This is a genomic window from Photorhabdus heterorhabditis (assembly GCF_018448905.1).
Lineage (GTDB): Bacteria > Pseudomonadota > Gammaproteobacteria > Enterobacterales > Enterobacteriaceae > Photorhabdus > Photorhabdus heterorhabditis.
Genome location: NZ_RCWA01000006.1, coordinates 35,298 through 61,282 on the forward strand (window position 1 = coordinate 35,298; position 25,985 = coordinate 61,282).

The 25,985-nt window shown below is 43.4% G+C and carries 18 protein-coding genes and 1 pseudogene; 18 read left to right on the forward strand and 1 reads right to left on the reverse strand.

The genetic code is table 11. The annotated features are described in order from the left end of the window. The first annotated feature begins 622 nt into the window (after positions 1–622). The 6 genes from EAE89_RS05500 to EAE89_RS05525 all read left to right on the forward strand — a co-directional run bounded on the left by EAE89_RS05500 (position 623) and on the right by EAE89_RS05525 (position 9,107). Complete coding sequence (locus EAE89_RS05500; protein WP_054477219.1) at positions 623–1,441, forward strand: hypothetical protein; 819 nt, start codon at positions 623–625, stop codon at positions 1,439–1,441. Then, entirely contained in the window at positions 1,425–1,940 is a 516-nt protein-coding gene (locus tag EAE89_RS05505) for a hypothetical protein (RefSeq protein ID WP_054477221.1), read from the forward strand. The genes EAE89_RS05500 and EAE89_RS05505 overlap by 17 nt, the downstream gene beginning before the upstream one ends. A 337-nt stretch (positions 1,941–2,277) precedes the next feature. Further along, positions 2,278–3,321, forward strand: coding sequence for a conjugal transfer protein TraF (gene traF, locus EAE89_RS05510; RefSeq protein WP_244866195.1), 1,044 nt, complete (start codon positions 2,278–2,280; stop codon positions 3,319–3,321). 88 nt (positions 3,322–3,409) lie between these two features. Further along, positions 3,410–4,723 carry a conjugal transfer protein TraH gene (locus EAE89_RS05515; protein WP_276525716.1) on the forward strand — a complete coding sequence of 438 codons (1,314 nt, stop codon included), beginning with the start codon at positions 3,410–3,412 and terminating at the stop codon, positions 4,721–4,723. A gap of 14 nt (positions 4,724–4,737) precedes the next feature. Next, complete coding sequence (locus EAE89_RS05520) at positions 4,738–8,730, forward strand: conjugal transfer protein TraG N-terminal domain-containing protein (RefSeq protein ID WP_214085486.1); 3,993 nt, start codon at positions 4,738–4,740, stop codon at positions 8,728–8,730. A gap of 182 nt (positions 8,731–8,912) precedes the next feature. Next, positions 8,913–9,107, forward strand: a complete 195-nt coding sequence (locus EAE89_RS05525) for a hypothetical protein (protein ID WP_054477228.1) — start codon at positions 8,913–8,915, stop codon at positions 9,105–9,107. Positions 9,108–9,391: 284 nt separating this feature from the next. On the opposite strand, the gene EAE89_RS05530 is transcribed toward EAE89_RS05525, so the two are convergent. Further along, positions 9,392–9,943, reverse strand: a complete 552-nt coding sequence (locus tag EAE89_RS05530; protein WP_054477230.1) for a lytic transglycosylase domain-containing protein — start codon at positions 9,941–9,943, stop codon at positions 9,392–9,394. A gap of 151 nt (positions 9,944–10,094) precedes the next feature. On the opposite strand from EAE89_RS05530, the gene EAE89_RS05535 reads away from it, so the two are divergent. The 12 genes and pseudogenes from EAE89_RS05535 to traN all read left to right on the forward strand — a co-directional run bounded on the left by EAE89_RS05535 (position 10,095) and on the right by traN (position 25,965). Continuing rightward, on the forward strand, positions 10,095–10,847 hold the full coding sequence (locus EAE89_RS05535) for a thioredoxin fold domain-containing protein (protein WP_072161825.1): 753 nt from the start codon (positions 10,095–10,097) through the stop codon (positions 10,845–10,847). Positions 10,848–11,054: 207 nt separating this feature from the next. Continuing rightward, complete coding sequence (locus EAE89_RS05540) at positions 11,055–11,480, forward strand: hypothetical protein (protein ID WP_214085487.1); 426 nt, start codon at positions 11,055–11,057, stop codon at positions 11,478–11,480. 147 nt (positions 11,481–11,627) lie between these two features. Further along, the gene (locus EAE89_RS05545) at positions 11,628–12,437 is read left to right on the forward strand and encodes a DsbA family protein (RefSeq protein ID WP_054477236.1); all 810 of its coding nucleotides are present in this window, start codon (positions 11,628–11,630) and stop codon (positions 12,435–12,437) included. Positions 12,438–12,617: 180 nt separating this feature from the next. Further along, positions 12,618–13,008: pseudogene (locus tag EAE89_RS23495) on the forward strand (RNA-guided endonuclease TnpB family protein); the annotation flags it as partial. 449 nt (positions 13,009–13,457) lie between these two features. Further along, positions 13,458–13,919, forward strand: coding sequence for a hypothetical protein (locus tag EAE89_RS05555; RefSeq protein WP_054477239.1), 462 nt, complete (start codon positions 13,458–13,460; stop codon positions 13,917–13,919). Beyond that, a complete protein-coding gene (locus EAE89_RS05560; RefSeq protein WP_214085489.1) occupies positions 13,903–14,337 on the forward strand; it encodes a hypothetical protein in 435 nt (144 codons plus the stop codon). The genes EAE89_RS05555 and EAE89_RS05560 overlap by 17 nt, the downstream gene beginning before the upstream one ends. Positions 14,338–14,796: 459 nt before the next feature. Continuing rightward, positions 14,797–19,083, forward strand: a complete 4,287-nt coding sequence (locus EAE89_RS05565) for a hypothetical protein (protein WP_214085490.1) — start codon at positions 14,797–14,799, stop codon at positions 19,081–19,083. A gap of 457 nt (positions 19,084–19,540) precedes the next feature. Next, a complete protein-coding gene (gene lepB, locus EAE89_RS05570) occupies positions 19,541–20,062 on the forward strand; it encodes a signal peptidase I (protein ID WP_276525715.1) in 522 nt (173 codons plus the stop codon). Further along, positions 20,049–21,560: a TrbC family F-type conjugative pilus assembly protein gene (locus EAE89_RS05575; protein WP_149615957.1), complete on the forward strand. Its 1,512-nt coding sequence runs from the start codon at positions 20,049–20,051 to the stop codon at positions 21,558–21,560. The genes lepB and EAE89_RS05575 overlap by 14 nt, the downstream gene beginning before the upstream one ends. Before the next feature lie 2 nt (positions 21,561–21,562). Further along, on the forward strand, positions 21,563–21,697 hold the full coding sequence (locus EAE89_RS23970; RefSeq protein WP_262499873.1) for a hypothetical protein: 135 nt from the start codon (positions 21,563–21,565) through the stop codon (positions 21,695–21,697). 8 nt (positions 21,698–21,705) lie between these two features. After that, positions 21,706–22,755 carry an IncHI-type conjugal transfer protein TrhU gene (trhU, locus tag EAE89_RS05580; protein ID WP_188093288.1) on the forward strand — a complete coding sequence of 350 codons (1,050 nt, stop codon included), beginning with the start codon at positions 21,706–21,708 and terminating at the stop codon, positions 22,753–22,755. 15 nt (positions 22,756–22,770) lie between these two features. Continuing rightward, the gene (gene traN / locus EAE89_RS05585; protein WP_214085491.1) at positions 22,771–25,965 is read left to right on the forward strand and encodes a conjugal transfer protein TraN; all 3,195 of its coding nucleotides are present in this window, start codon (positions 22,771–22,773) and stop codon (positions 25,963–25,965) included. The last annotated feature ends 20 nt before the right edge of the window (positions 25,966–25,985 follow it).

A 25,985-nucleotide genomic window follows, 5' to 3' on the forward strand; every position in this document is an offset into this window, starting at 1 on the left:
TTCACTGACCTAAAACAACAGACACTTTACCGGGTTTGCAAACACTGATGAGAAAACGGCTACTGTCCCTGAATAGCCTAGTCTTGACCAAGGTAGTGATATACCTATGTAGTGATAAGGAAACAGGGAGCGAATGACATCATGGCGCGGGCAAATTAGTCCAATATAATGCCGAATATATGGTTGCAAACTGTATCAATTCAATTCTTGCATCACATGGGACGTCCATATATGGTTTCTACAAATCTCTTTTATCGCACTTATGTTGGAAAAGTGTGGTAAGAAAATTTGTTCCTTATCACACTATTGGGATAAAAGTGCGACAAGGAATGCTTTGCCTTGTAACATTTTCTACATATAAGTGCGACAAGGTAACTTTGTTCGTATGGCACTTTTTGTTAAAAGTGAAACAAAGGGATTGTTTCAAATGGCTCATAGCTCTTAAGAATGTCTAACATCTGGATAAAAAAAGTATTACATGATTAAGCCCACGCGAAAGTAACTTTTTTCTTACTACTTGGATGAACTTAGTATTCGTTTTTAGGGCATTGCAAAGTTAAATAAGAAGCAACTCTCTGAATGATTAAAGGCGAGACAATTTATATCCAGAGGAGGATAGGCTGTGCTTAACAACTCGCAGCAGGTGTTACAGCAGACACTCAACCGCGTATTTCAAGGCGAGATTACAATAATCAGGGCTTATCATCGCCTTTTGAGCGGACTACCTATGGTAGGTTCAGTAAGTTATATTGCAGGTAATCAGCTCTTAACTCACAGATTGTTTACACCCGGCTATAAAATAGCTATTGATACAGCTCATAAAGCAGGGGGACGCCTTGGGAGTTTACTTATCCCTCGTTTTCGTAATAATGAAGTGAGTTGGGAAAAGTTTTTCACTGCAATTCTACAATATGATCTAAATAATTTTCCTGAAGGCGATCCGGAGGAGTTTCACTCATCGTTGTATAAAGACGGCGAGGAGGTTGACCTAGTGAATGGTACGAAAGGTCTTTATCGTCCGCATCATCTACTGAATTTTCGCGAGCGTATAATTGATGCGCAGTTTGACTATATAATTGAATTGATCTCGGTTGCCAGACTGTTTCCAGAATTTATAAGCCTTTATCTTGGTTTAAAACCGGAAATCGTACAGGATATTCAGGAATTGAGTGCATCATCACTGAAGCACATAAAGAATGCTGTATTATTCCCTCGGGTAATAAACTTTAAATCAGATAGTTTTGGAGAGAGTTCCGCATCACCTCGTAAGGCCAGTGCATGGGCATTTGAAGTTCTTGCAGACGTTAAGCGAGGCCATGTTAAAAATGAACTGATCGAACTACTCAGGTATGACACTCAGTTTACTAATGTCAGACAGGATATTGTTTCACACCTGAATTCCAATTTATTCGCGAGGGATTACGATGAAGTACACGACTGATAAAGCTACGGCTTTATTACGGGCTAGTGAAACAAGGGAGCAAGGAGCCAGTAAGCATACTATAAGAATACTTCATGGCAGGAATATTGCAGAAGAGCTTGAATATGAAAACGTTAGAACGACGAAAAGAGGGATTCGTAGCTGGTTAAAAAAACCAGAGCACAAACGTGTAACCACAATAATTGTTGACGTAGCTATAAATTATTATGGTTTTGATCCTCTGAATTCCGAAGTATCCATACGTAAGATGGATTTCAATAGCTTCATGCAACTTCTTTCTGCTATCGGTTACGATACGTACATGATTCATCTAAATAAGATTGTTGAAGTCCTGATTGATCTGAAGGATATTGATGATCTGGACAGTTGCATTAAATGTAATAGACCTTATGTTGTACCTTTATCCAATGATACCCATTGCCCTCGCTGCCGAGCTGCATCTTATAATTCAGCTCTGTTGAGATACTCTTCCTCCGAACTGGATTACACCGAAGTATAAGAAAAAAGTTCACTTAAGGTAAATTTATTGTACCTTGAAAAGTCTCATGTTATTCATCCTTTAACATAATTAATATTTTCCTTGGTTGTTGTATGGGATTAATAAACGGCAATGCATTTGCACGTTTACTTCATCATTAATTTATTAGCTTTGGGTTATCTATCGGTACATTTACACTCTTTTTAGGCGTTCTGTTAACCTTTTACCTTCTTTTGAGCCTTTCTGCTGGCTGCGGTTCTAGTTTGAGCTTCAGGTTTCCTGTGAAATAGCCAGTTTAAATGCAGGGGAGGTCGGGAGCTCTATGTCATCATATTCATACTCAATACAGGAGTAGTGTATGAACATGCGTAACAGTCTTCCTGCGATCACTTTACTGATAAGCACTGTGTTGCCATACGGTGTATCAGCTCAGACCGACCAGCAAAAAATTGACGGCACTCCTTTTATTTCAGGACAGGCTTTTAAGAAAGGGTTCTTCTGGTACGACGATCCCAAAAAGAAGGCAGAGGCGGAATTAGCTCAGCAACAAACCCCGCCTCCTTCTGAGACACCTGCGGAGACACAAAAACTAGAATTAAATTCTCAGTGGCTTAAAGAAAATATGCCGTCTTTACTGAAAAGCGCGATGGATAATCCGACCATGGAAAACTTGTCTCGCTATTACACGGCGCAACGACTGATGCTTGATATTAGTACCCGCTTTTCTGATAAATCAAAAGAGTACTTTTTAAAGAATCCTATGATGTCTGAAAAGCGCCGTCAGCCGGTAGAAAAAGTAGCTTTGGATTCCCATCGTGTGGTCGTAGAACAAAACCAGCAAGAGGTTATGAAAACGGTCTTTGAACGATCAGGTCTATTTTTCTTTTTCCAGAGTACCTGTCAGTTCTGCCATGAAGAAAGCCAGATCCTTTCATTTATGGAAAAATATTACTCAGTAGATATTCTTCCAATTAGCTTGGATGGCATGCCTCTCCATAACGGCCTTTTCCAGAACTTCAGCGTACCCAACGCTGCCCTTATTGAGCAATTTAAGATTCGAGAAGTCCCAACAATATATTTGGTTTCTAAAGACGGAAAATCTGCACAACGAATCAGTGAAGGTATGATTTCCGCCGAGGAGCTGAAAAATACGATTCTTCTCGCTGCTCGTGGAATGAACATCATTGATGATGCTACGTTCCAGTTAACCCTTGATATTAAACGTCAGTATACCATCGGTGACAGTGGTGTGCTTACCGTCGATAAAAAGACTTTTGATGAAGATCCATATCTGCTTCAGAAAGTTATGGATGAGAAACTCCAAGACTACGATATGCCGACAGCTGATCCTATTCACTTGATTACGGGTAGCAATATTTCTGGAGGTGGTTATGGTCAGTAAACAAAGTTCGGCACCTCGGCTAAAGTTACTTTTCCAGGCTATTATTCTTACTTTTGGAATAAGCCTTAATGCTAACGCAGATAATGCGATGCGCAATATCTTTAACGGGATGCTAGCAAAAACTGATCCACAAAGCTTTACAACTGCAACGCGGGTTGGCGCGGTTGGAGGATCGTTTTCCTATCGTCAAGTCAACGTGAATACGAACCTTGTTTCAATGTCTTTTCCAAAGGCTTCGGTTGGTTGTAACGGTATCGATGTTTTCCTCGGGTCCTTCAGTATGATCAATGGCGACCAGCTGGTTCAGGTTGCCCGAGGTATTGCGCAAGGTGCGGCTATTTATGCCTTTAATGTTGCTATTTCAGCTATTTGTGCCGACTGTGCAGCAACCATTAATGATATCCAGAACAAACTTCAGGCACTGAATAAGTTCGCCAAGGACAGCTGTAACGCAACTTATTCATTTCTAACCGAGAATGTTGGTACTCCCGAATCTTTTTCAAATTCTGTGGGAAGTGGCCCGGCATCTGTACTCAACTCCATTAATGGCCTTATTCCTGATTTCGGTGCATCCCAGACCAGTAATCCTTCGAAAATGACCAGTCAGGCGAAAGCCAAAAACCCAGAAGAATTTATTGAGAAGTTCAGCGGAAACATTCTGTATATGGGGTTCATGAGCATCGATAACGGTACGCTAGACATTGGGGGTGTCACTGAATTATCTGGTTATCGACTGGCAGAACAGTTGATGTCGCTTGTTGGTACAGTGATTGTTAATTGGGACATGAAAGGTGAGAAATCAGGTACTGAGGTCCGTCCACCAACAATGAACGTAACGGATTATATCTACGGACCAACAAATGGCACTGCAATCAAGATGTTGAAGTGTGCCCCTGCACCTGATCCGAAAACTGAGCGTAAAGCTCAGTGCCTTACTATGACAGAAACAACGGATGGAAGCTTTAAAGGACTTCAGCAAACAATGGAAGAGCTCTTACTCAATGTCCAGTCCAAGGTGCTAAATAACCAGCCAATAAGTGACGATGAGGCAAGGATGATTAACCTGATCGGGCTTTCGAACATCATCCCGACCCTGAACACGCTTTCTGCTACGGAGGGGTATAGATATATTCAGGATATCAGTACATATGCCGCGACTTCTCTCGTTATAAACATGTTCCGTCAAGTGACCTCCAAGCTTACCAATATGTCTGTTTCAAATGAGGCATTATCAGCCAGAAATGAGGATATCAAGCGCCTGGTGGATAAGTTAAATGAGCAGACAAAAGCTGCCTATGAATTAACGCAGGGACAAACTTCGACCTCTAAATCTTTAATCGGTTACTGGGATGAAGCGAGGATCAAATCTATGTTACAACGCGACGCCGGTTACCGTGGATAGGGGGGCGTAGGGCTATGGACTTTAATATCTATACCCTAGGTGACATTGATTTTGTCTGGTCTGCGTTCAACGGTATTGCCCTGATTTTTTCCAAATACCGCGGTGTCCGAGAGTTCATGACCACGGCAGCAGTGCTTGCTGGGCTTCATTTGTTTTATAAAAGTTACTTATGGCTGCTGAATCCGCTTAAAAATGAGATTCCGGTATTTAACTTTATCCTAGGGCTTATCGTTTTTTCAATTGCGGTGATGCGGGTAGATGTCACTATCGAGTCTGTAAAATCAGGTGAAGTACGAGCTGTAAATGATGTGCCGATCCTGATAGCAGCTACAGCTACACTTACAACGAACCTTTCTCAGGGACTTTTACGGGATTACAAGACCGCATTTGACCCGCTTGCACCACCTGATCTTGCGTCGACAACACTTAATGACGATCTGACGCTTGGTCCAATGATTAAGTTCGTCAAGTTTATCCAGTGGGGGGGGGACTCACAGGGTTACTGTAGTCTTTTTCCATCACCATCATCCAAAATTGGTAATCTGAATTTATGCCTTACCGTACAGTCAGTATCTCTTAACTGCCTTAAAGCGACACAAAACTCAACAGCATCGATAGCTGGTAAGGAAAACATTTTCAACGATATTTTTTCGACTGATATCAGCGATTCAATGTCTAAAATTACCGCTGCTGTCAGCAGCGGAATGCGGAATGCTTCAGCTCAGCTGGTGGGTACTAATGGCAGTATTTCGAAGCCATGTTCGGAAGTGTGGGCAGATGTGCTGGCTATCAAGGATCGGCCTGAGTCCCAGAACTTGATGCGCACAATCGGACAAGTAAACGGAATCCTGAGTCCAGATGATGCTACAGGCTATGGTGGTGATGCTGACTTCACCAGCACGTTGAAAGCGGCGAACGGGCTTTACGGCAAAGCGATTCAGGCCCATGACGCAATGACGAACCTTTTTGTCCTGAATAATCTTCAAAAAGGTACACAGCAATACCAGACGGCTCTTGGTCTGGCGACTGAAATGCAGCTCTTTGAGGCTTCGATTAAGCGAGCGAATAACATGGCATCGCAAGGGCAGCTCTGGCAACATCTTTCAGGTGCTGCTATCTCGTTCCTGGAAATGTTTGCTTATATGGTGGCACCATTCTCATTGTTGATGCTAATTGCTCTGGGTGGTAATGGTGTAGCCGCTGCGGCCAAGTATCTGCAACTCGTCGTTTTTGTGAATATGTGGCCGATTACCGCAGTGATGGTAAATGCATATGTTAAAAAGGTTGTCACAGCTGATTTGGATACCTGGACAACACTAAATGCCAGCAATAACGCTGTTACATGGAGTGGACTCGCTGGTGTCGCTGAAACTTACAGTTCGTATCTTTCAGTCGCGTCGGCCCTTTACGCACTGATCCCTGTTCTGACGTTGTTCGTGATGACACAGAGCATTCATCCGATGATGTCTGCGACGAAGGGTATTACCCCTGATGCGCCTATCAATAACTCACATCTGACACCACAGGTATGGACTGCACCTGATGCAGGAAAAACAAGTTTCGGTGATGTAAGCCACACATCAGCTGTTTCAACCGGTCAGGGGTTATATCAGGGAGGGTTTAACAACTCGAATCTGCCACGTATTGGTGAGTGGAATGTAGGTAGCCAGATCTCTGACAGTATGGGGCATGGTGCGGCTTCACAGCTAAGTAATATGCGATCCAGTCAGCAGTCTTTTAGTCGATCGTTGAACAACGCAACAGAGCTTGCAAAAACCGGTGCTCATAATGACCAATATTCCCAGCAATTAGCGCAGACAATTGCTCTTTCCGACAAATTGTCCTCTACGATGGCTAACAGTTTGGCTAAGTCCACTGGTATGAGTTTCAGTACAGGGAAAACCAGAGCTCAATCGTTCCTGCTGACTGGTGGAGCCAGTGGTCTTTTTAGAATAGGTACGCCTAGTGGCTCCCCTGTTAATGTGTCAGGAGGTGTAGACGGTAGTTTTACAGCTTCGGCGGTTCAGAGCAATAACGTGTCCGAATCGATGAATAAGATTTTGAACGGCGCATATCAGGATGCGATATCGACCGACCTAGCAACTGCACAGGAGCTGCGTAAAGGCTTAACCAGTTTGAGTTCAGACACATTTGGTACAAATTCTTCGGTAAAAGACGCATTTAGCCAGGTTCAACAAGACGCTCGGTCAGTATTGAGTAGCGCATCAACGACGGTTACAACTGATGGTAAACAAGGCAGTTCAAATGGAATGCAATTTTCTCAAACTGTCAACCTGGATGCAGTTAGTGACTCCATTAAAGGTACCGTGAATGAAGATTCTGTACGTACCTTTGCCCGTGCAAATGGTTTAAATGAAGATGCATTCACAGGTAAATATAATTCATATCTCGATATGTTTCGAAACAGCAATACTTTGGGGGAGAGTATCAACCGTCGTGACGCACTCGTTTCAGCCGTGCGCGATGAAAGTAACGCAAAAATCAGGCTTGATGCTGAAGAAACTCAGGAACATAACATGCAGGATATGCGTGATACTTCAGCCTTGTTGAAAAGCCTCACATCTACGTTTGGGGCTAACAATCAACAGCTTAACCCTGTTATCAATCAGCTGGATTCGATTACAGGCGGCAAATCTGCGGGCAATTATGTAGTTGAACAACAAGGTAAATTGGGTAGACCTGATACATCTGGAGTCATGTCGGCAAATCAGATTAATGCTGCTGGTAATCAGGTGGCCGGGAATGTTAACGCGCACCAGAGGCAACAAGATAAGACGGCAAACAAAAATCCGGATGGCACTGTTGCAGGAATTAAAGTGGCTGATCTTAATGATGAAATTGCAAGGGGAGTATATAACGGCAGGGCCAATCAAAACAGAGCTGCAGTGGTGTCTCAGGATGAACAGAACGCAATACAAAAAATTGATGATACAAGTAAACCATTTACGAAGAGAGGCGCCGAAACTCTTACAGCGATAGAACAGGCTGTAACCGACAATCTGCGTAAAACAGACGTGTTTCTGGATGCTGTTACCGGGGCTAAGCCTGCCGCAGTTCTCAGCGGAGCAGTAAAAAATGCTCAGTATGAGATGAACACCGACCGAAATTTCGAGTCAGCTGATTCATATATTGAACGGGTGAATCAGTCAAATAAGAGTAATAAAGAGAAGGGGCAGAATTTGGTTGCTCAGGCTGCATTCACACTTGGAGTTATGGAACGTTCTGGCCCAGGTAGTGCTGATTCAGGTCATGATTCCAAGGAGCAGGTAGAGATGTTAAGACAGGAAGCCAGAAAATATGGCGTTGACGCAAGTTATGATGATTTAAGACGGATACACATGCAATCTTCACGTTATAATAATGGTCACGCCAGCGTAGACGATGTAGTCAAGGCTACATACCCGGATGGCAGTAATCACAGTGATAATAGCGACAGGAGTTACCTGAGGCAGAGCTATGTTATTGGAACACCTGTACCGACGGAAATTGATGATCAGGGTGGAAAACAAATCAGACAAAATGACATATCGGGTAATAGCGCACTCGGTGTCGCTAAAGGGGTTACATATTATGTCGACGATGGTGTTCAAAACGTACTTGGGAAGCTGGGGCTCGGGATGATAGGAGATGGCGCGAGGCATATTGGTCGGTTCACGGGCTCATCAAATTCAGCTGCGGATACTTTAAACCTCAATGCGATGTCCACGTCGTTGACCGGTAATATAGGCCAACTTGCTAAAATTAATGCTACGATTAATGCTACGAAAGATAATATGGGTTTTTCAGCTGATAGTATGCAGCCTTATGAAAATGCGAAACAAACCAATCTCAGCAACATCAAAACAACATTAAGTGAAGATCCCCATTACGGGCCAGAAGTGGCCGATAAGTTCTCAACATTCTATTCATCCCTTCCCAATAACATTGGACAGGAAGATGCCAAAGACCGTATGGAACAGTTCCTTAATGAGAACAAGAAAAAATAGGCAAAATTAATAAAAATCCACACTTAGGTGCTGAGGTCTCCAGAAAAAATGAGAAACAGGCATAACGTTATGTGATCTACTAATTGTGCCAACAATTTCAGTGAGATCACTACTATACCCAATAGATTTCAAGTTGCAGTGCGGCGGCAAGTGAACGCATCCCCAGGAGCATAGATAACGATGTGACTGGGGTAAGTGAACGCAGCCAACAAAGCAGCAGCTTGAAAGATGAAGGGTATATATCTGTTCATAATTTTGCCCGGGATGCCTTAGCGCCGTTTCATAAATACCGGCGTTGTCAACGCAGTGCTACTCAACGGCGCATTGTTGATGCTGACCCGTATCGGGTACTTTCTGCCCGAGTGGGCTCAGATTAAAAAAATTAAATGCGTCGATCGTTTTCTGGGGAAGGCGTCACTTCATGAATCAACCTGTTCTTTGGTCTCGTTTTTATTTTACAGACTTGTATGGTGATACTTGACGTTGTGAAACAGTACACGGAGCTAACACCCCGGAGAAACTTTCCCCCACCTTGTGTCGGCGGGAGTCCCCTTTCGAAGGAAAAGATGGGAGCTTATCGGTCGTGTCCGGCGCCAGTTACAAAAAACTGGCGATTCTTGACACTATTTATTTAATATTAAAGCAGAAAGACATCCTCATATTAAAGCTGGTAATCGGCCTGAATATCTGTGGTCTGGTATGCTCCGTGCTGAGTATGCCCATTGTAACTGGTCCAGGGCTGGGTCCACTGATAAAGCTCATGCATGCCATTTCGTTGTTGAATTCTGCGATTGTATCGTTCCATGAATTTAAAAATGTATACAGCTCTGACTTTCGGCGTTTTACTATTGTAGTCACCGATACCCTCAAAAACATTTCCCTTGCGATCAACTATCTTGCGATAGAGCCACCATGTTCCTACCCAAAAATTTGCACAAGCATCATAGGCAAGGACTTTCCATGTTACCTTGGGGAAGTGTTCCCGGATCTCCGGTAAGTTTGAAGAGTTGATCTGCATTGGTCCGATATCATAGCTGCCATTAGTGTTGTGAACGAAAGAACCAACCTTTCCCCCTTCGTTATCAAATAATGTGAACACCAGCTCTGGATCGATGCCAAAAAAGTTTGCGGCATCACTGACACACTGGTTTCTGATTTCGACAGGGACTGCAATGGGTATTGGCCTTTCATGTTCTGCTGGTGGGGTAAACATAATCGTGATTCCGGTGTTATCAACTTGCTTTTATTGTCCTTCATTCCTGTTCTGAGTCTGTCTACTTAACCCCGTTACTTTCTGTTTTAAGTGAACAAGGTGGTCTGAATGTGTTTGGTACTATAAGCGGACAAAACAAATGGGGGTGTTGATGAAACGGAAACTATTAGCTCTGACTGTAACCCTGAGTGCCGTGACGGTATTAACCGGAACAGGTTCAGTCTTAGCTGAAGTTAAAAATCCTGGCACAGAGTTGTCTGTTGAAGTCAGGGAAAAATTAACGAGTGTAGGGTTGTCAATACAACATATTGAACCTTCACCATTGAAAGGCATTTTCACGGTTGTATCAAAAGAGGGGGTGAGTTACGTCGACAGTACCGGCAATTATATCTTTACAGGCAGTCTGTTCCGTGTAAACGGTAAAAAAGTCGAAAATACGACCGAGCAGACTGTTCTCAATGGAGTGAGAAATTTCGCTGTAAACACACGGACAATTACCTATAAGTCACCGAAAGAAAAATATGTGTTGGGTATATTCACTGATATAACTTGCGGATTTTGTCAGAGACTTCACCATGACATTAATGATTACCTTAATGCAGGCATTACCATTAAGTATCTTGCATTCCCCCGGGCCGGTGTGAATTCCGTCGTTGCAGATAATATGGCGAAAATCTGGTGTGCCACAGATCCTTCAAAATCGTTAACTCAGGCAATGAACGACGCCAGACTGCCTGACGGGCGGCCTATAGCTGAATGTCAGGAGCTTATAAGATCGCACTACCAGATAGCATCAACCATCCCTTTACAGGGTACTCCCACGATGGTGACGTTGAGTGGTAAACCTCAGTTATTTACTGGATGGGTAAGTCCTGAAAATCTTGTTAAGAAGATGAGTGATTGAGAAAGTTACTTTGTAGTTTGATGACTGACAAATGGATTACCTTAATGAAACATACAATCTTAATCACGGTATTGTTATTATCGGTTTCCGCTCTGCAAATTATATTAATGGTGCATATCCGGCGCAGGCATCACTTGCCAGGCAGAAGGTAAGTGATGATACAGCGAAGAAACTTAAAAGCTCTATGGCTGAACGTAAGGATGGATCATGTCAAAGTTGCATCGCTGCTGTGAGCATATAAGTGGACTGCCTGGGACATGCTATCTGGACAGTCCGGCTATTCTTCTGGCCTACCATCTGACGTTCAAAAGATTTAGGTTATGTATGGCTCTCTGGTTTATCTGGATCGTTGCGAGCCTGATATGTGGCTTTGGCGAGTTGTTGCCAGTCCGATACTTGATTTTCTCATTACCCTGCCAATTTCTTGCAATAGGCATCATCCAGTTTCAGCTGAATGCACTGCATCCGGAAAAAAAGATGAGCAAAAATCTGCTCAGCAAAATACTCAAAAGTAATGAGGTGAGTGAGGATGAGAAAGCTCAGATTAGAAAGATTTTCATCAGTAAATCAGAACCCCTGAGAATGGGGGATTTGTACCGACTCCGAGACTTTAACCGACAAATACCGAAATAGTGCCGATGTTGTTACCATGGAACTACAGACCCGGCTTATAGGAATAAGTAGAATTGGTGGATTAAGTGACTCGGGAAGCCTAGGTGCTTTCATTATAATGAATCGGAAAACTCACCTAAGGTTCTATTACTCATTGAAAGGGTTAACATGAAGGCATTGTCATTTCTGAAGCCACTGACTGGCGTGGTCATTACTGCCATCATTGCCGCTGGTACAACAGTTTTTGTGACAAACCACTATTTCCAGACGAAGAATTATTCTGAAGATGAAATCGGGAAAATTGCTGCTAATTACCTGATTAAAAATCCGGACAATCTTCTAAAAGCAGGTAAGGCCCTTGAAGAGAATAATGCAAATGCGTTCATTGATCGGTTACTTCCCTATGCACCTGCGCTTTTTGACACCTCCGTTACGCCTAACTACGGCCCTGATAATGCTGATGTCGCGGTTATCGAATTCTTTGACTATCTCTGCCATTATTGCCAGCAGGTAAGCTCTACCGTCGGGCAGGTGATCCAGCAGGTCCCCAACGTTAAGTATTTCTTCAAAGAGTTCCCTATTTTTGCCTCCGCTAAACCAGTTTCGGGTCAGTCTGCGGCTACCGGTTTACATGTCTACAAAAACTTCGGTTCTAAAGCATACCTTCGTTACCATAATAATTTGATGGTGACTACGGGTACGTTTGGCCGTGATAAACGAGTGTTCACGGAAAGTGATCTGAAAGTGGTCGTTGAAAAATCCGGCTTTAACCAGGCATTCAGCGACGATGAGAAAGAGAAATATGAACAGGTAATTACAGCCAATATGCAGTTGGGGGAACAGCTGGGCATTAACGGCACGCCTGGATTTATTGTCATGAACAAGAAAAATCCGACGGCGGCCACCACATCCTTTATTCCCGGGGCTACAGATATCAATACGCTTAAAGACGCGATCAATAAGGCTCGGGGCAATTGATCCATTACCCCGAGTAATCACAACCGGTGGGATTGGACTTGTCTGTGTGTGGTTATTACGTTTTAACAACTGCAAGCTCATCCCATCGTTTTGTTTACCATTTATATCACAAGCATCACAGGTGCGTCTTCCTGCGTGAAAAAGTGGCAGAGAAAGTTCTGGAAATGGGGGCTAAGGCTGGTGGCGAGATGTCACGAGCATCCCGCTAATGTTCGTCATGATTTTCACTATAAACTTTCCAGACAAATCGTTGACGAAAACCAGTCCGTGATAGTCGAGACGTTGAAATCATTAAATAGGTTAAAAAAAACCGTAGGTTGGCAAAACATATCGCAGAGGCTTCATGGTATAGCTTTGTGTCAAAATTGGAATACAAAGCAAAACAGAAAGGCATCCATCTGATCAAACTTGATCAGTGGTGCGCGAGTTCAAAAATGTGCTATTGCTGCGGTTATAAAATGCCAGAAATGCCGTTAAATGTGCGCTTTTGGCCATGTCCTGAGTGTGGTATTAAACATGACCGTTATCTATTACATAAGATATCAACGCGGCATTGAATATCAAACAGTAGGGCATAGACAAATTAAAGGCGGAAGAATTTATCGTTTCTGCCCACAGAGGCTTGTGTCAGACTCGTCAAGTTCGAGCAACAGCCTGAGAAGTGAGAAGCCTCGCCCGATAGGTAGAGCGGGGAGCAGTCACTCGGGTTCGCTTGCTATAATCTGATCAAATCATGGATAATTGATATACTATTCGGATATAGTCGTCTGTGAATTTGCCTTATTGATGTTTTAAAGTCATATCATATGGCATCAAAAACATCGGTTTAGGGTTCGTTAACAGCAGATTATCTTCTATTACAAAAGGCAACTACCACTATTGCTGGGCAGCTGATTGAGATAAAAGCAGTATTTTTATTGGCGTATACCGGGAGTCAACTAGCTACTTTTTCTGGAAAATTTCAGTTAATCGGTATGCCATTAATCTATTGATTATTATAAAAAGCGAGCGAGAAAAAATATGCAAACTATTGGTAACATGATTCATGGTCTGAGAAGAAGTGAACTGCTTGAAGTCCTTGATAATTCAAAATTTCCGGTTCAGCATCTCACCAATCCCTTTGCTCGAACTACAAAGGGGCTGTCACAACCTGTCATTTTTGATCTTGATGGGCTCCACATAACAATCACACCAATTGTCATATCTAAACACGATTGGGACCTCGCCCCAGCTGATACAATCATCATTGAAGTCATTATCCCACCCGTTGATGAGATTAAGCTGGTAAATGAAGATCAACTTCTCCGGGACAGCGGGATTGGGTTTATACAGCGTGTACCAGCTGGGATAACTATTCGTAGAACTGTGACTTTCGTAGGCGGAATTACGGTAGATAACCTGCTTTACCAGCTCCAGCTGCTATGTGTAAGCGCTTTGCATCTGCTTGGAGAAGAAAGTGAAGAGAGTGAGAAATATCAATAAAGTAGTGGTAGTGGCTGGAGGTGTACTGGTAGCCTGTCTTCTTGTTTGCTGGGGCTTGGGAAAGATATTTCATAAAGACGATCTAATAAACCTGACAGACAACAGACTACAGAAAGTCTCAAACTTCATATCATGTTCAGTTAATATCCCTTCACTTAATATTGCAGTGAAAGGAAAAGATTTAATCTCTATAAATGGTATTGATTCAAAAGTGATATCTATAAGCAATAATTATAGGAGTCATAATTCTAAACATATTAATTGTAATGGAAAAAAACTCTCCAATATTAAGGTTATTGAAACAGCATCTTATTCATTTTTGATGGGTAAGGATAATAAATCTATTTACATGGCAGATTTTAAAAATAAATTTAATGACGAAATGATTTCTGGTAGCTGGGTCTTTAATGCGGGATAAGGGCATGCAGACATCACAGCTTCAGTTCCCTGCTAAGGCACAAAATTAAGGTGTTCGTGTCTGGTTGTGCGATGGAACGGACGGTAAAAAAGGCTACAAATGGCACTCTGCAAGTGATGGACTCCTTATGACAACGGGTATTGTTCCGACTGAAACTGGGGCAACCTTCCAGCAGTTTCAGTACCGATTACCCGTCAATGAGATAGATAGTGTAAGGGTCGGTACATTCTTGTTGGGGGTCCTAACCTTGAAGATACCCTAGGTATCTTCAGAATCAATTATTACAACACGTCGGCTTGCTGAATCCAAACGACGAGGCACACAATTATAAAGATCACCACGGCACAAAAGTTAGCTTGGGTGTCGTGTTTTTTTGTACCTCTATACGTCGTCAGTGATTGATCTTTGTCGTTTAAAGTAACTGTAGAAATTCAGTACTGAATACTACAGGAAACTGTCATGAGAAAATCCGGAGTAAGCCTTGCTCTGTTGTTTTCGCTATTTGCACCGCCCAAGAACCTGCATGCTGAAGCAATCATGATTTCAGGTAAGCTCGAAGCTGAGTTACCCAAAATAAATTTTGCTAAAGATTCAGGTGATCTCGTTGCTTACGTGAACTCAACCACCATAACTGCTTCAGGGGACGGAACGGCTTGTAACGTCACAGTGGATAATCGCGCCACATCTACACTCGATAACCTAGTCTGTTTTTTTGAGTGGTTGCCTAACGCATACGGCATGACTGCTAACGGTTTCATACTATCAGGTATCCCCAACCAGGTCGGCGAAATGAAACTGCCGTACTTGGTTTCCTATTATTCAGGGCGTGAACGACAGAAAGTCGAGATTATACGCTCTGAATATACTGTCTCTACGGTTGCGCCTGTTAAACCGGTAATTACAGGTATGAAATCTTCAATCAACGGGCAGGTTCTTGAAGGATTTATCGTCGACTCATACATTAAAGATGAAGCCCTCAGAAACATCACTGTACAGATTCAACCACGTGATTTCATTCAGTATATTTCAGTTGGTAATGGTTCATCATGTGAGGTCCCGGTTGGTGGGGATAACTGCACGATAACGGTCGGAAGTGTACGGGTGAGTGACTCTGATGAATTGCAGGGTTCACGGAACATTACTGTTACAGTCAATTCAAAAAATAACTATTTCGTTCCACCGGAGACGCATAATCTTACTTTGCGTTGGGATTACCGCCCCCCGGTTGTTGACCATACATTATGGAATTTCACTGATGATGCCAGAACCATCGATGTTGGTGGTCAGAGCATTTACACTGGGCCGAAAACTGTTGCTGTTGCTGTCAAGGTTCCCCAACAGGGCACAACAGGGGAATGGTGGCTCCCAACCTCTATGACACTAACACTAATCCCTGATGGTGTTTTCAAACCAGTAACAAAAGTCACTCTTGATGATGGTACCGTTCTTGATTTTAATCAGACGTGGACGACGCCGACCAAACGTACTTTGCTGCCCGTAACCGGTCCGCAGTTGGTGAGGGATGAATATCTTTATATATTCGATGTCCAGGATCTGATTAGTGGATCTTACAGCGCAAGCTTTGCGGTTGAAAACAAAAGCGCAAACAAGTCTGTTTATGATGAGACTAATTCCAAGCTTATGCTCAGTGACTCACCGTCTCTTCTTGTTATTAAAGATGGGCAGGGATTGGGCAAGCGAGCTCCTGTTTATTTTCTGAATGAGGTCATCGTAGCGGCGTTCCAGGGGCAAGAAGGTATTGCGGATATCAAGTCTGCAACGATTGACAACAAAGTTGTGAAATTAATGCCGACCAGCCATAAAGGGATTTATTACCTGCCTGCCGGTGACGACCTCGCACTTAATGTAGATCATCAACTGACTCTGGTAGCAGAAAATATTTACGGTAAACAAACAACTCTGGAAACTACCTTTGAATATATGCCCATGGGCTTTACCCTTAAGAATCTGGAAAAGGGAACAAAATTGTATTCACGAGTTCGCCAATACACGGATTTGATGTCTCAGACCTCTGGGACAAACTGCACTTTGTTTACAACCAAGGAAAATGCTGATGAATATCTGAAATGGGTGGGTAATAACCCAAATATCATTGCTTGTTACCCACAGTGGAACAATGTCCCAGATGGACTTGAGTTTTACTTTAAAGGGCGTACCCCTGGCTTGAGTGGATTCTTCAATGTAACCGGTGAAAACCTTCTGGATTACTACGTTTATATGACGAATGCCAGAGGTTCCAGGGCTGTGGCGGTGCGTAACCGTTTCAAGCTGAATGCAGAACTCCCATATGACCCGGTTATTACATACAAAAAGAGTAAGACTATTGCAGGCATTAATCCTAATACGGCGCTCGTGTACACATCTGGGGGGGAAGCTGCTCGTATCGTTGCGAAGGTTGTTCCGTCAGACATTAACATAACGACCAAACAAAACGGTGAGGAACCGGTAAAAACAGCGTACAAAAATAGATCATCAAGTATTGATGCGACAAGTTTTGTCCAGCGTCTGAAATTTGGTCCATCTTCGTTGTGGACCAAGAATGTTATGGATATTGATGTTGCCTATGCAAAAGACCCGGCGCTTCATACCCAAGACATACTGAATGTCTATACCGTTCCGGACTTTAACATCATGACATATCTTAAAGTTGATGATAAGAAAACCGCCACCGGACTTAAGCTACCGCTGACGATCAATATTGGCCGCTATAAGAATGACTGTCGCTGTACCAAGTTCGTTCGTTCCGATATGGGTGAGTGGGATGTCACGGTATATGCACAAAAGAGCATCTACGCGATAGATCATGAGACAGGCCGTTACAAGACGACGTATGAGCGTACCGCCCTGACTAAGCCATTGCCTGTAAATGACGAGGGTATTGTAGCTACCAAAATTGATATTAAAGGACTGGACCTTGGTAATCATCGTCTGATAGCCGTGGCTCAGGTTCGCTCACCATTTGAAGACTTCGTAATGAAACGTGAAAGTAGTGCTGTCAGTATTCGCGTTTACAACGGCAAAGAGCTGGAAGGCGGTCTCTCCAAGGGTCAAATCATAGGAAGAATCCCGCTAAGTACAGTGGTTTCATTTAAAACTAAGTCAACAGTTGATGCTGATGCCTTATCCCCAACGGAGTGGCAAACGTCCGAAAACAACGGTACCACTTGGACTAAGCTGACCGAGATGGATGGAAGGCGCAGTGTAACCATCAAGAAGACTACGGTTGGAAAATGGCTGTACCGTGCAAAAATGAAGAATAAGTTTACCAACCTTGAATCGTTGACCGATGTCTTGACAGTGGTCACATACAAGGAGCCCAAAGTATCAATTAAGGTTGTACCGACACTGGAAGGCAATGATATTCCGGTACAACTGATGGATAACGGCGAGCCCGTGCCTGAAGGGACGGCAGAAGTGGTCTGGTCTGAGGATAAGGAAAACTGGTCCGAAGGCAGCACATCGTACAACATCACTGCATCGGATGAACTGCCCCAGTACATCTATGCCCGAATGCGCTATTCGGATTCTGATGGATTGACCGGTGAACAAGCTTGGAAGGAAACCTCTGCAAGAGTCACTATAACTAAACCAAAACGTCTGTCAGTTAAGGCAACGGGTAGTTCGATGGTTGAAGTGGGGCAGCAGGTAAACCTGACGGGCTCCTATATCAACCCGAACGAAAAGGTTGATGATAATGAAGAAGTTAGTGAAGAGTGGAAAACGCCAGACGGCCAGATCATCAAAGGGTCGGCGCTGAATCTAACATTGACTGAAGATATGCTCGACAAGCAGGGTTACGCCGCGTTTGAGTACAGTGCTTGGCTGACAAAACATAAAGAAAAAACCATTTCGACAAGACGTGTATCTGTTAAATCTTGGGTATACAAATTCCCAGAGGTGAAAATGAACACGCGTCTTCGTTATGCAATGGCCCCGTCAACCCTGACTGTTTCACTGTCGGGAGTTGATGATGAATACCCGGGAGTGACGTATACCCGTGAATGGATTTACAACAAAGAGGAACTGAAGCTCATTAAAGATGACGGCGATAAGAAGGAATTCTCCATATTGAACTCAGGAAAATATACTTTATTTGTTGTCTTTAAAGATAATCGTGGCAACGAAAGTCGTCTTGAAAATACATTTATCGTGGATGATCAAACACCGATGAAGGTAGAAATGACGCCTAAGTTCTCTAACAAGTATATGCGAGCCCCACTTGACGTAACTTTACGCTCAAATATCAAATTGTCTCACTCAGCTGATGTGGTCGATACGGTGACGTACAAGCTGAACGGACAAGCAATTGATGGAGGTAGAAATTACTGGGCTCAATTCTTACCTGGTTTGGCAGAAGGCAAATACCAGCTGGTTATTGAGGTGGTAAGTAAGTTTGGTCAGCGCGGCACTGCGAACGTTGATTTTGACGTAGTCAAAAATGCTCCTCCCAAGTGCATATTAGATTATACGGAAACCAATCTGAGCTGGAATTTTACTAATAAATGTACGGATTCCGATGGTAAAATGCGCAAATATGAATGGTACATTAACGACGAGCAGAGAAATGTATTCGGCAATTCAGCAACACTGTCGAAGAACCTCAATAAGGGTAAACAGGTCGTAAAAGTGATTGCTTATGATGACAGTAACGATTCTGATACGCAAACCGTGACGGTCTATGATCCTAATGATAGCCAAATGGCGCCGCCTACAGTTGCAAACTAAAGCACAATAAATAAAAACCCGGCTGTGTGGCCGGGTTTTTTCGTTTTATATTTTACCCTCTCCGCCCTAGTCGCCTTGTAATGCGCCGTATACCCCTTTAAAAAAGTAACTTTAGTGCGAGGGATTATTTCAATCGCCCCCACGGATAAAATAATTTTCCTTGTTTAGCGAACCGACCATGTCATCACCAATCTGGCATTAATGCCGTTTCGCAGCTAGAACCGACTTACAAAGTTACTTTAACAATTACCTCAGTTCGATTGGTCATTATTTCCCATCCCAAAACCAGCCTGCAATGTCTTGAAAATACATCTCTAAATGGACCTGAAATAGGCTTTGAACGTTGGATAATTGGGACAGTAAAGGATAAACCCATATACGGTGAAATGGCTAAGCGACGTCACAACTGTTCAATAAAAGCCTGCTCTTAGGCAATCCAATAATTGGCTAAAAGATTATGAAAATGCTGAAAATAATTATTCCTGAGACGCGAGGGTTTCTGGCTTTGGACTGGTATGTTCCAGCCAATCTTCTTCTCGTGGTAATCGTCCTTTTCATGTTTTTTTCTCGTTTTACCTTTGGTTATGGACTGCTTTACGGTTGCCTCCCGGTTGATATGTACATGATTGATCATAAAGACAAAAGCTTTCATACGGGAGAAATGATTGCTTTTAACATGCCCAAGACCGTTAGGTTTATCAATGAAGGGGAGAAAGTTATCAAAATTGTAGCTGGTATCGGTGGTGAAAAAATAAAGGTCACCATGGACGGTGTTTATAACGGGGATAAATTTTTTAAGGTCAATGCCCAAAGGATATCCAGCAAGTACAAAATAAGCCGATCCACTATCGAAAAAGAACTAACCATTCCTGAAGGTAAGGTTTTTCTTGTCGGGCAAACAGACCATTCATGGGATTCCCGTTTTTGGGGGCCTGTAAGAATCGATACAGTTATCGGGAAAACATATGCGCTCTACTAAAATTAATTCAACGTCATTGTTGCTTTTGACATTTTCTGCAATTTGTTCCAATGCAATATCGGCTCCTTCCGTCCAGCAATATCAGCATGATGCTGAGATTATTGCAAGGCAAGCTAAGGCGTTGGATGGTGATGTCTCTTTTGCTAACAATAATCCAGAATCAACGCTCCCCGGTAATGTACCCGCTCCCAACATCAACAAGTACATTCAGCAGGCTGAGAAACTTAAAACTAGTGGTGTCTTAGATAACAAGGTGAACAGTGGCTATGTTCCGGGTATGCATGTTGACAGCGTTCAGGCAGTCATAGACCAGACTCGGTTAATACATGAGTCACAGCAGATGGGGCAGATCGTAGAGGAAATAAGCCGCCGGCGAGACGAAATTCAAGTTGATGCAAAAGCAAATGAGCTGGCAGAACAGACAGTAGAGAGCAAGGCGAAGGTTATGCGTTCCCAGGCAACAAACATTGAAAAAATGTTCGGTAGCTACGGAATTACTGCATCCGGCTGGGAAAGAAAAATGGACGACAATAGGAGCAAGGAGCTCTCTACAGGCATCGGTCTGACTATATTCGCCTCTTTCAGTATGCCGGATTACGTGTTCACCGATGTTCTTCGTACCGCATCAGAGCACAATGCTCGTGTGGTTCTCAACGGGCTTAAAAAGGGTACCACCACGCTCGTAGAGACGCAGGCAGCAATAAAGCAGTACATTGTCAAAGCCAAACTTAAAAATGAACCCTTAATTACCCTCGACCCAGAGAGTTTTTCGCAATATCAGGTAACTCAAGTCCCGACGATGATTTCGAGAACGGAAAACCGGTTTGCCCGAATCGCTGGTACCTTCAATGTGGACTACTTCGAACGTGAGATGAAAAGCTACCCGAATCGGGATATTTTCCCAGTTGCAGGCACAACATATTTGGTAGAAGAAAAAAGCATTATCAAAGAGCTTGAGGAGAGGGGAGAGAAATACGACTGGGAAAGCGCTAAGAAACGCGCTCTGGGCGACACTTGGAAAAATCAATGGATGATTAATCTGCCTCCAGCATATGAGTATAAAGAATGGCTTATCGACCCAACAATCCGGGTTACACAAGATGTGAAAGACAGACAAGGCAGGACGTTGGCATATGCCGGTGAAATGATTAACCCTCTCACTCGGTTCCCGCAAAATCTTACCATGTTGATTTTTGATCCGATGAGGCCCGAGCAAGTTGAATGGGCTGAGAAAAAATACAAATCAGTTCTCGGTTCCGGGAAAGTACTGCCTATGTTCACCCGAATTGACATCACTAACGGGTGGGATGACCTGAACGATCTTCGTGAAAAATTCAATGGGAAAGTTTTTAAGGTTAACGAACAAATAATTAGGCGTTTTCATGTTAAGGCAACCCCCGTCGTAATCAGCGTTGATCACGATAAATTCCGTGTGGTGCAGTTTAGTGAAGCGGAAATAAAAGGGACTGGTACGCCTGCATCAGCACAGGAGAAATAAGAATGAAAGCGGGATTCATTATGGGCGCACTATTTGCAACCTGGCTGACGTTAAATTATCCAACCGAAGTGCGTGATGCTTTTAATAAAGTAACTACAGTGCTTTCGGATGGTTATTCAGCTATTAACAATAAGTGAGTCGCTAAGTGGAAAAGTTTAAAAAGTTACTTTTAGAAACGCTAATGACCCTGATGTTGCTTTTCTCATTGCCTGCAATGACAATGGCCGCTGATAACGGCGTCGCAAATGGTGCAATGTGTCAGAGCGCCGGAGTATGGAAGGGACTCATTAAAAATATCTGCTGGAGCTGTATTTTCCCGATGAGGATCATGGGCATTGGCGCGGCTCCGGAAGGGGCCGCTCCATCTCGCCCTGTCTGTACGTGTACTGACCAGAATGGTGTACCTGAAGTGGGCTGGCAGCTGAGCTTTTTCCAGCCTGTCAAAATTGTCGAAGTCGTTAAGGCCCCTTGGTGTAGCCCATTTCTTGAAGGAACCATGTTGCAAAAGTCTCAGTTTGACCTTGGCAAAAACAATACTAATCAGCCAATGACAGCCAACGAAGCAGGCTTCTATGATGTGCATCTTTGGGAATTCCCGATTATGACCATGCTTAAGTTACTCATCATTGGGGAATGCACTGCCGAACCTTATGTTGATGCCAGCCTAACATATATCAGTGAAGTTGATCCTATGTGGGAAAGTGATCTTCTTACGCTGATCCTAAACCCTGAAGCTGCTGTATTTGCTAACCCGATTGCTTCTATGGTTTGTGCGGCGGACTGCGTCAAAGTAACCGCAGGAAATGATAATCTGTCAGCGCACTTCTGTGCCGGTTGCGATGGGAATATGTATCCCCTGACCGGACATGTTTACGCAAATGATGACGCAGTACGGGCTAGTTCTCTGGTTACCCAACGAATGATTACCAAACTCCACCGGCAGGGCATGCTCATGCGAACCATGGGCGCAGACGCGATGTGTGAAAAGTCATGGGAATACTTTACGCCGCGTTCGCAATACCGGCTTTCAATGCTGTTTCCGACTCCTGAAGCTGAGGGGCCGGGTTGCTGCCACCGGCTTGGTGATTCAGTCCATGCTTGGTCAACCCTTAAAGGTGGGCGTAAGCGTATCGGGGTAGATAGCTATGTCTACATGTTATGGCGCTATAACGATTGTTGTGTTCGTTTCCTCTGACGAAAGGGAAAATTGATGAAGCTAAAAAAAACAATAGCATCACTGATTGCTGTTTCCCTAGTCACTAACACTATGAGCTGGGCATTTTATGTCACGCTCATAAATCTGGCACTGACGCCGCGAGTTATTGCGGCGGATGAGATATTTGACCAGCTCGATAATAATTTTGACTTGGCAAATCCAAACTCTAACCGTAACGCTACGACCAGTGCTCAGGAAATTATAGAAAAATACAAAAATGCCAGCTCCGGTGAGAATTTAAGCGGAACGATAAGTGAAAAATATATAGGCAACGCTGAAACTAAAGATCTTAATGTCGGAAAATATGGTTCATTTAACACCAATGAGTCAGTAATGAGTAATGCCTCTAAAGATGGGAAGTCCATTGGTGGCTCGGTTTCATTACCTAGTATGACCGGTTCAACCATCAATTCCAACTATACGAAAGAAGGCGTTAAATTACTTTCGCGTGATGACAGCGGTAATATAGAAATAAGTAATAACCCGAATATCACTCCTGGGACCCAAACAAGCACCGAAGAAATATTCGGTTCAGAACAGCATCATGGAGACTCTAAGTTCGCTGCGGGGGATAGCTATGGCGACGAAGATGGCTTTATCAATGACATAAAAACCCGAAAAAGTCAGTTATTCGATGCACAAAGCTACGATGGCGTCGCATATCGTACGCTTGTTAATGCGAACAAAGATAACCCATCACCGGCAATAAAACCCAATGACCCGATGTTTACAGCTGGTAGAAATGAAATTGGTAATGCGGTTGCTGGCACTGGTAACTGGTTGCAGGACTGTTCTACAGATAAAAAAACGCAGACAATAACGACACACTACCCCGATTACAAAGAGTATTACTGTAATTCTCCGAAAAAGGATAACTTCAGCAGCTGTACCATAACTAGGGATTTTACTGTACCTGTCTACATATCCGGGGGTAACGGGGATTTATCAGTTTGTGGTGACAACTGTGTACGTATCTGGTTCGGTCGACGTGATGATAACTACTGGATAGATGGCGTATACGATAATGCCCTGACTTTAAAATTCCACCAAGACGCGAAGCTCGCTTCAGCAAAAATTATTGCAGCTGAATGGGATGACCATATGCGAGTAACACTTGATAATAAGCAAATTTTCGCCCATTTCGACGGAGTTTATCGTGAAACAGACTATGAAGCTCCGCGAGGTAGTTGGGAATTAGGCCATTCGTGGAAACTAGATCACGTTATCGATATAACAGATAAGGTGAGGGATTCGGTTTATAACGAACCCGACCGCGAAGTGACCATGGCTTCGCGTGTTTGGGTTGGGGGAAAAGGTGAAGGCTATTTTCAGGTTGAATTAACGTTCGAAAATCTCAAGCTCGAAGATAAACATATCCAGGAACCGGCCGGATGTTACGACGCGGTGAAAACCCCGGACACCTTCTGTCGTTTTGACCGATTTGCGGATATAGATGTGGGTACAAAGCGTCTTCCTAACGACATTCTTGATTTGGCGAAGCCACTATACGATGGGGATAAAAGTTATCTGACCTGGAAGACAAACTTGGAAGGTTACTTTTGTGATCCGTTAGCAAAGGAGAAACTCTGTGCTTACGATGCAAATGGAAATATCATGAAGGACCAAGCAGGGAAAAACCTTTGCTACACGTATAACGACATCAAAAATATGCCTGACGCTTGTGCGCAGTATAAGAATGACGCTGTCTGCACCATGGATAAACAGACTTGTGCAGAAGGATGGCTCGATAGTGGGACAAACACTTGCTATATGTATGAACAGAAATGGACATGTGATCGTGGCAACGATGTTATTCGTGAAGTGGAATCAGAGACCAATTCATGTGTGAGTATGATCCCTTGCTCTGGCGGTACCTGTGAAACAGGCCGAAAAGGGGAGAACGGTGATTTCGGTAAGGTAGCAGCCTACAGTAACATGGTCCAGTACATGCAGGGGGAAGCTAAATGTACCGACCCGAATGATCCCAACACATGTGTTGTCTTTGAAGGTAAGAAAGAATGGTGTGGACGTTCAGTCGGATTTGTTAATGGATTAGCAAAAACAGATTGTTGTGAAGCTCCCCAAGGTACGGCTAGTCCGTTACAAGCAATCGTCTACGCCGGTTCAATGATGAGGAATGCGAACTGGGAATATATTAGTGGTAAATTAGCTGCATGGACGGGAGGGGAAACGGGTACGTGGTCTACCATGGCAAATGCGGTAGGTGAATGGACAGCTACAGCTGGTAAATCTATTGGTCAGATGTGGAGTAATATTACACAGCCTATTACCTCTGCATACGAATCAATTGCAGGAAACCTGAGCCGTTGGGTTGGTTCTACTAGTGTGTCCGGTAGCGCTGCATCAACGGGCGGGCAGCTAACAAAAGACACAATGCAAACATTTGGCATGGGGGCAATTAAACAACAGTTAATGAACAAGGCTTATGAACATATGCCAGCAACTATCAGAAACTTTGTGTTTGACCAAACCGCAACACAAGCTACTGGACAGGCAGTATTTTCATCTGCGGTAACAAACTTTATGCTGGCTCTTAACATTATTGGTTGGATATATACTGCTTACCAGATAACCAAAATGCTTCTTGAGATGCTGGTAGCTTGCGATCAAAAGGAAATGGAAGCCTCAATACATAAAAACCAGAAGTCATGTTTCACATTAGACACTGATCGATGTGTGAAATATCTTAACCTTGGTTTCACAAAAAAATGCGTTAAAAAGGCGACAGATATGTGTTGCTACAACTCGATGTTGTCACGAGTCATAATGCAACAGGCATACCCTCAATTAGGGATAGATCCTGTAGCCTCAAACTGCGCGGGGCTGTCAATTGTGCAAATACAGAATCTCGATTTTGATAAGATAGATCTTACTGAATGGATTAACGATGCAGTACAAGTCGGAGAAGTCCCTGATCAATACTCCCAGTTTTCTGAAGAGTCGGTAGCACAAATGCTTCCATATAAGAACAACGACTATATAGGAACAACAGATCGCACGATTAAGGCGATGGAAGGAGAAGATAATATGATTAAGGCTAGACTTGAGCAAACTCAGGCGATAAAGGAAGAAAATGTGGATTGTAGTTATCTCCCTCGTCCGGCGATTTGTGAGGTCGGGTCGACCAGCAAAGATCCGTTGACAGGGAAGGAGTTACCAAAATATTAAAAAAGGGGCCGAAATGGCCC

Coding starts and splice junctions, on each gene's coding strand:
- EAE89_RS05575 (WP_149615957.1), top strand. CDS start 20,049: ATGCGCTCTACTAAAATTAATTCAACGTCATTGTTGCTTTTGACATTT.
- lepB (WP_276525715.1), top strand. CDS start 19,541: ATGAAAATGCTGAAAATAATTATTCCTGAGACGCGAGGGTTTCTGGCT.
- EAE89_RS05505 (WP_054477221.1), top strand. CDS start 1,425: ATGAAGTACACGACTGATAAAGCTACGGCTTTATTACGGGCTAGTGAA.
- EAE89_RS05555 (WP_054477239.1), top strand. CDS start 13,458: ATGCAAACTATTGGTAACATGATTCATGGTCTGAGAAGAAGTGAACTG.
- EAE89_RS05530 (WP_054477230.1), bottom strand. CDS start 9,943: ATGTTTACCCCACCAGCAGAACATGAAAGGCCAATACCCATTGCAGTC.
- EAE89_RS05535 (WP_072161825.1), top strand. CDS start 10,095: ATGAAACGGAAACTATTAGCTCTGACTGTAACCCTGAGTGCCGTGACG.
- EAE89_RS05545 (WP_054477236.1), top strand. CDS start 11,628: ATGAAGGCATTGTCATTTCTGAAGCCACTGACTGGCGTGGTCATTACT.
- EAE89_RS05520 (WP_214085486.1), top strand. CDS start 4,738: ATGGACTTTAATATCTATACCCTAGGTGACATTGATTTTGTCTGGTCT.
- traN (WP_214085491.1), top strand. CDS start 22,771: ATGAAGCTAAAAAAAACAATAGCATCACTGATTGCTGTTTCCCTAGTC.
- EAE89_RS05565 (WP_214085490.1), top strand. CDS start 14,797: ATGAGAAAATCCGGAGTAAGCCTTGCTCTGTTGTTTTCGCTATTTGCA.
- traF (WP_244866195.1), top strand. CDS start 2,278: ATGAACATGCGTAACAGTCTTCCTGCGATCACTTTACTGATAAGCACT.
- EAE89_RS23970 (WP_262499873.1), top strand. CDS start 21,563: ATGAAAGCGGGATTCATTATGGGCGCACTATTTGCAACCTGGCTGACG.
- EAE89_RS05540 (WP_214085487.1), top strand. CDS start 11,055: ATGTCAAAGTTGCATCGCTGCTGTGAGCATATAAGTGGACTGCCTGGG.
- EAE89_RS05515 (WP_276525716.1), top strand. CDS start 3,410: ATGCGCAATATCTTTAACGGGATGCTAGCAAAAACTGATCCACAAAGC.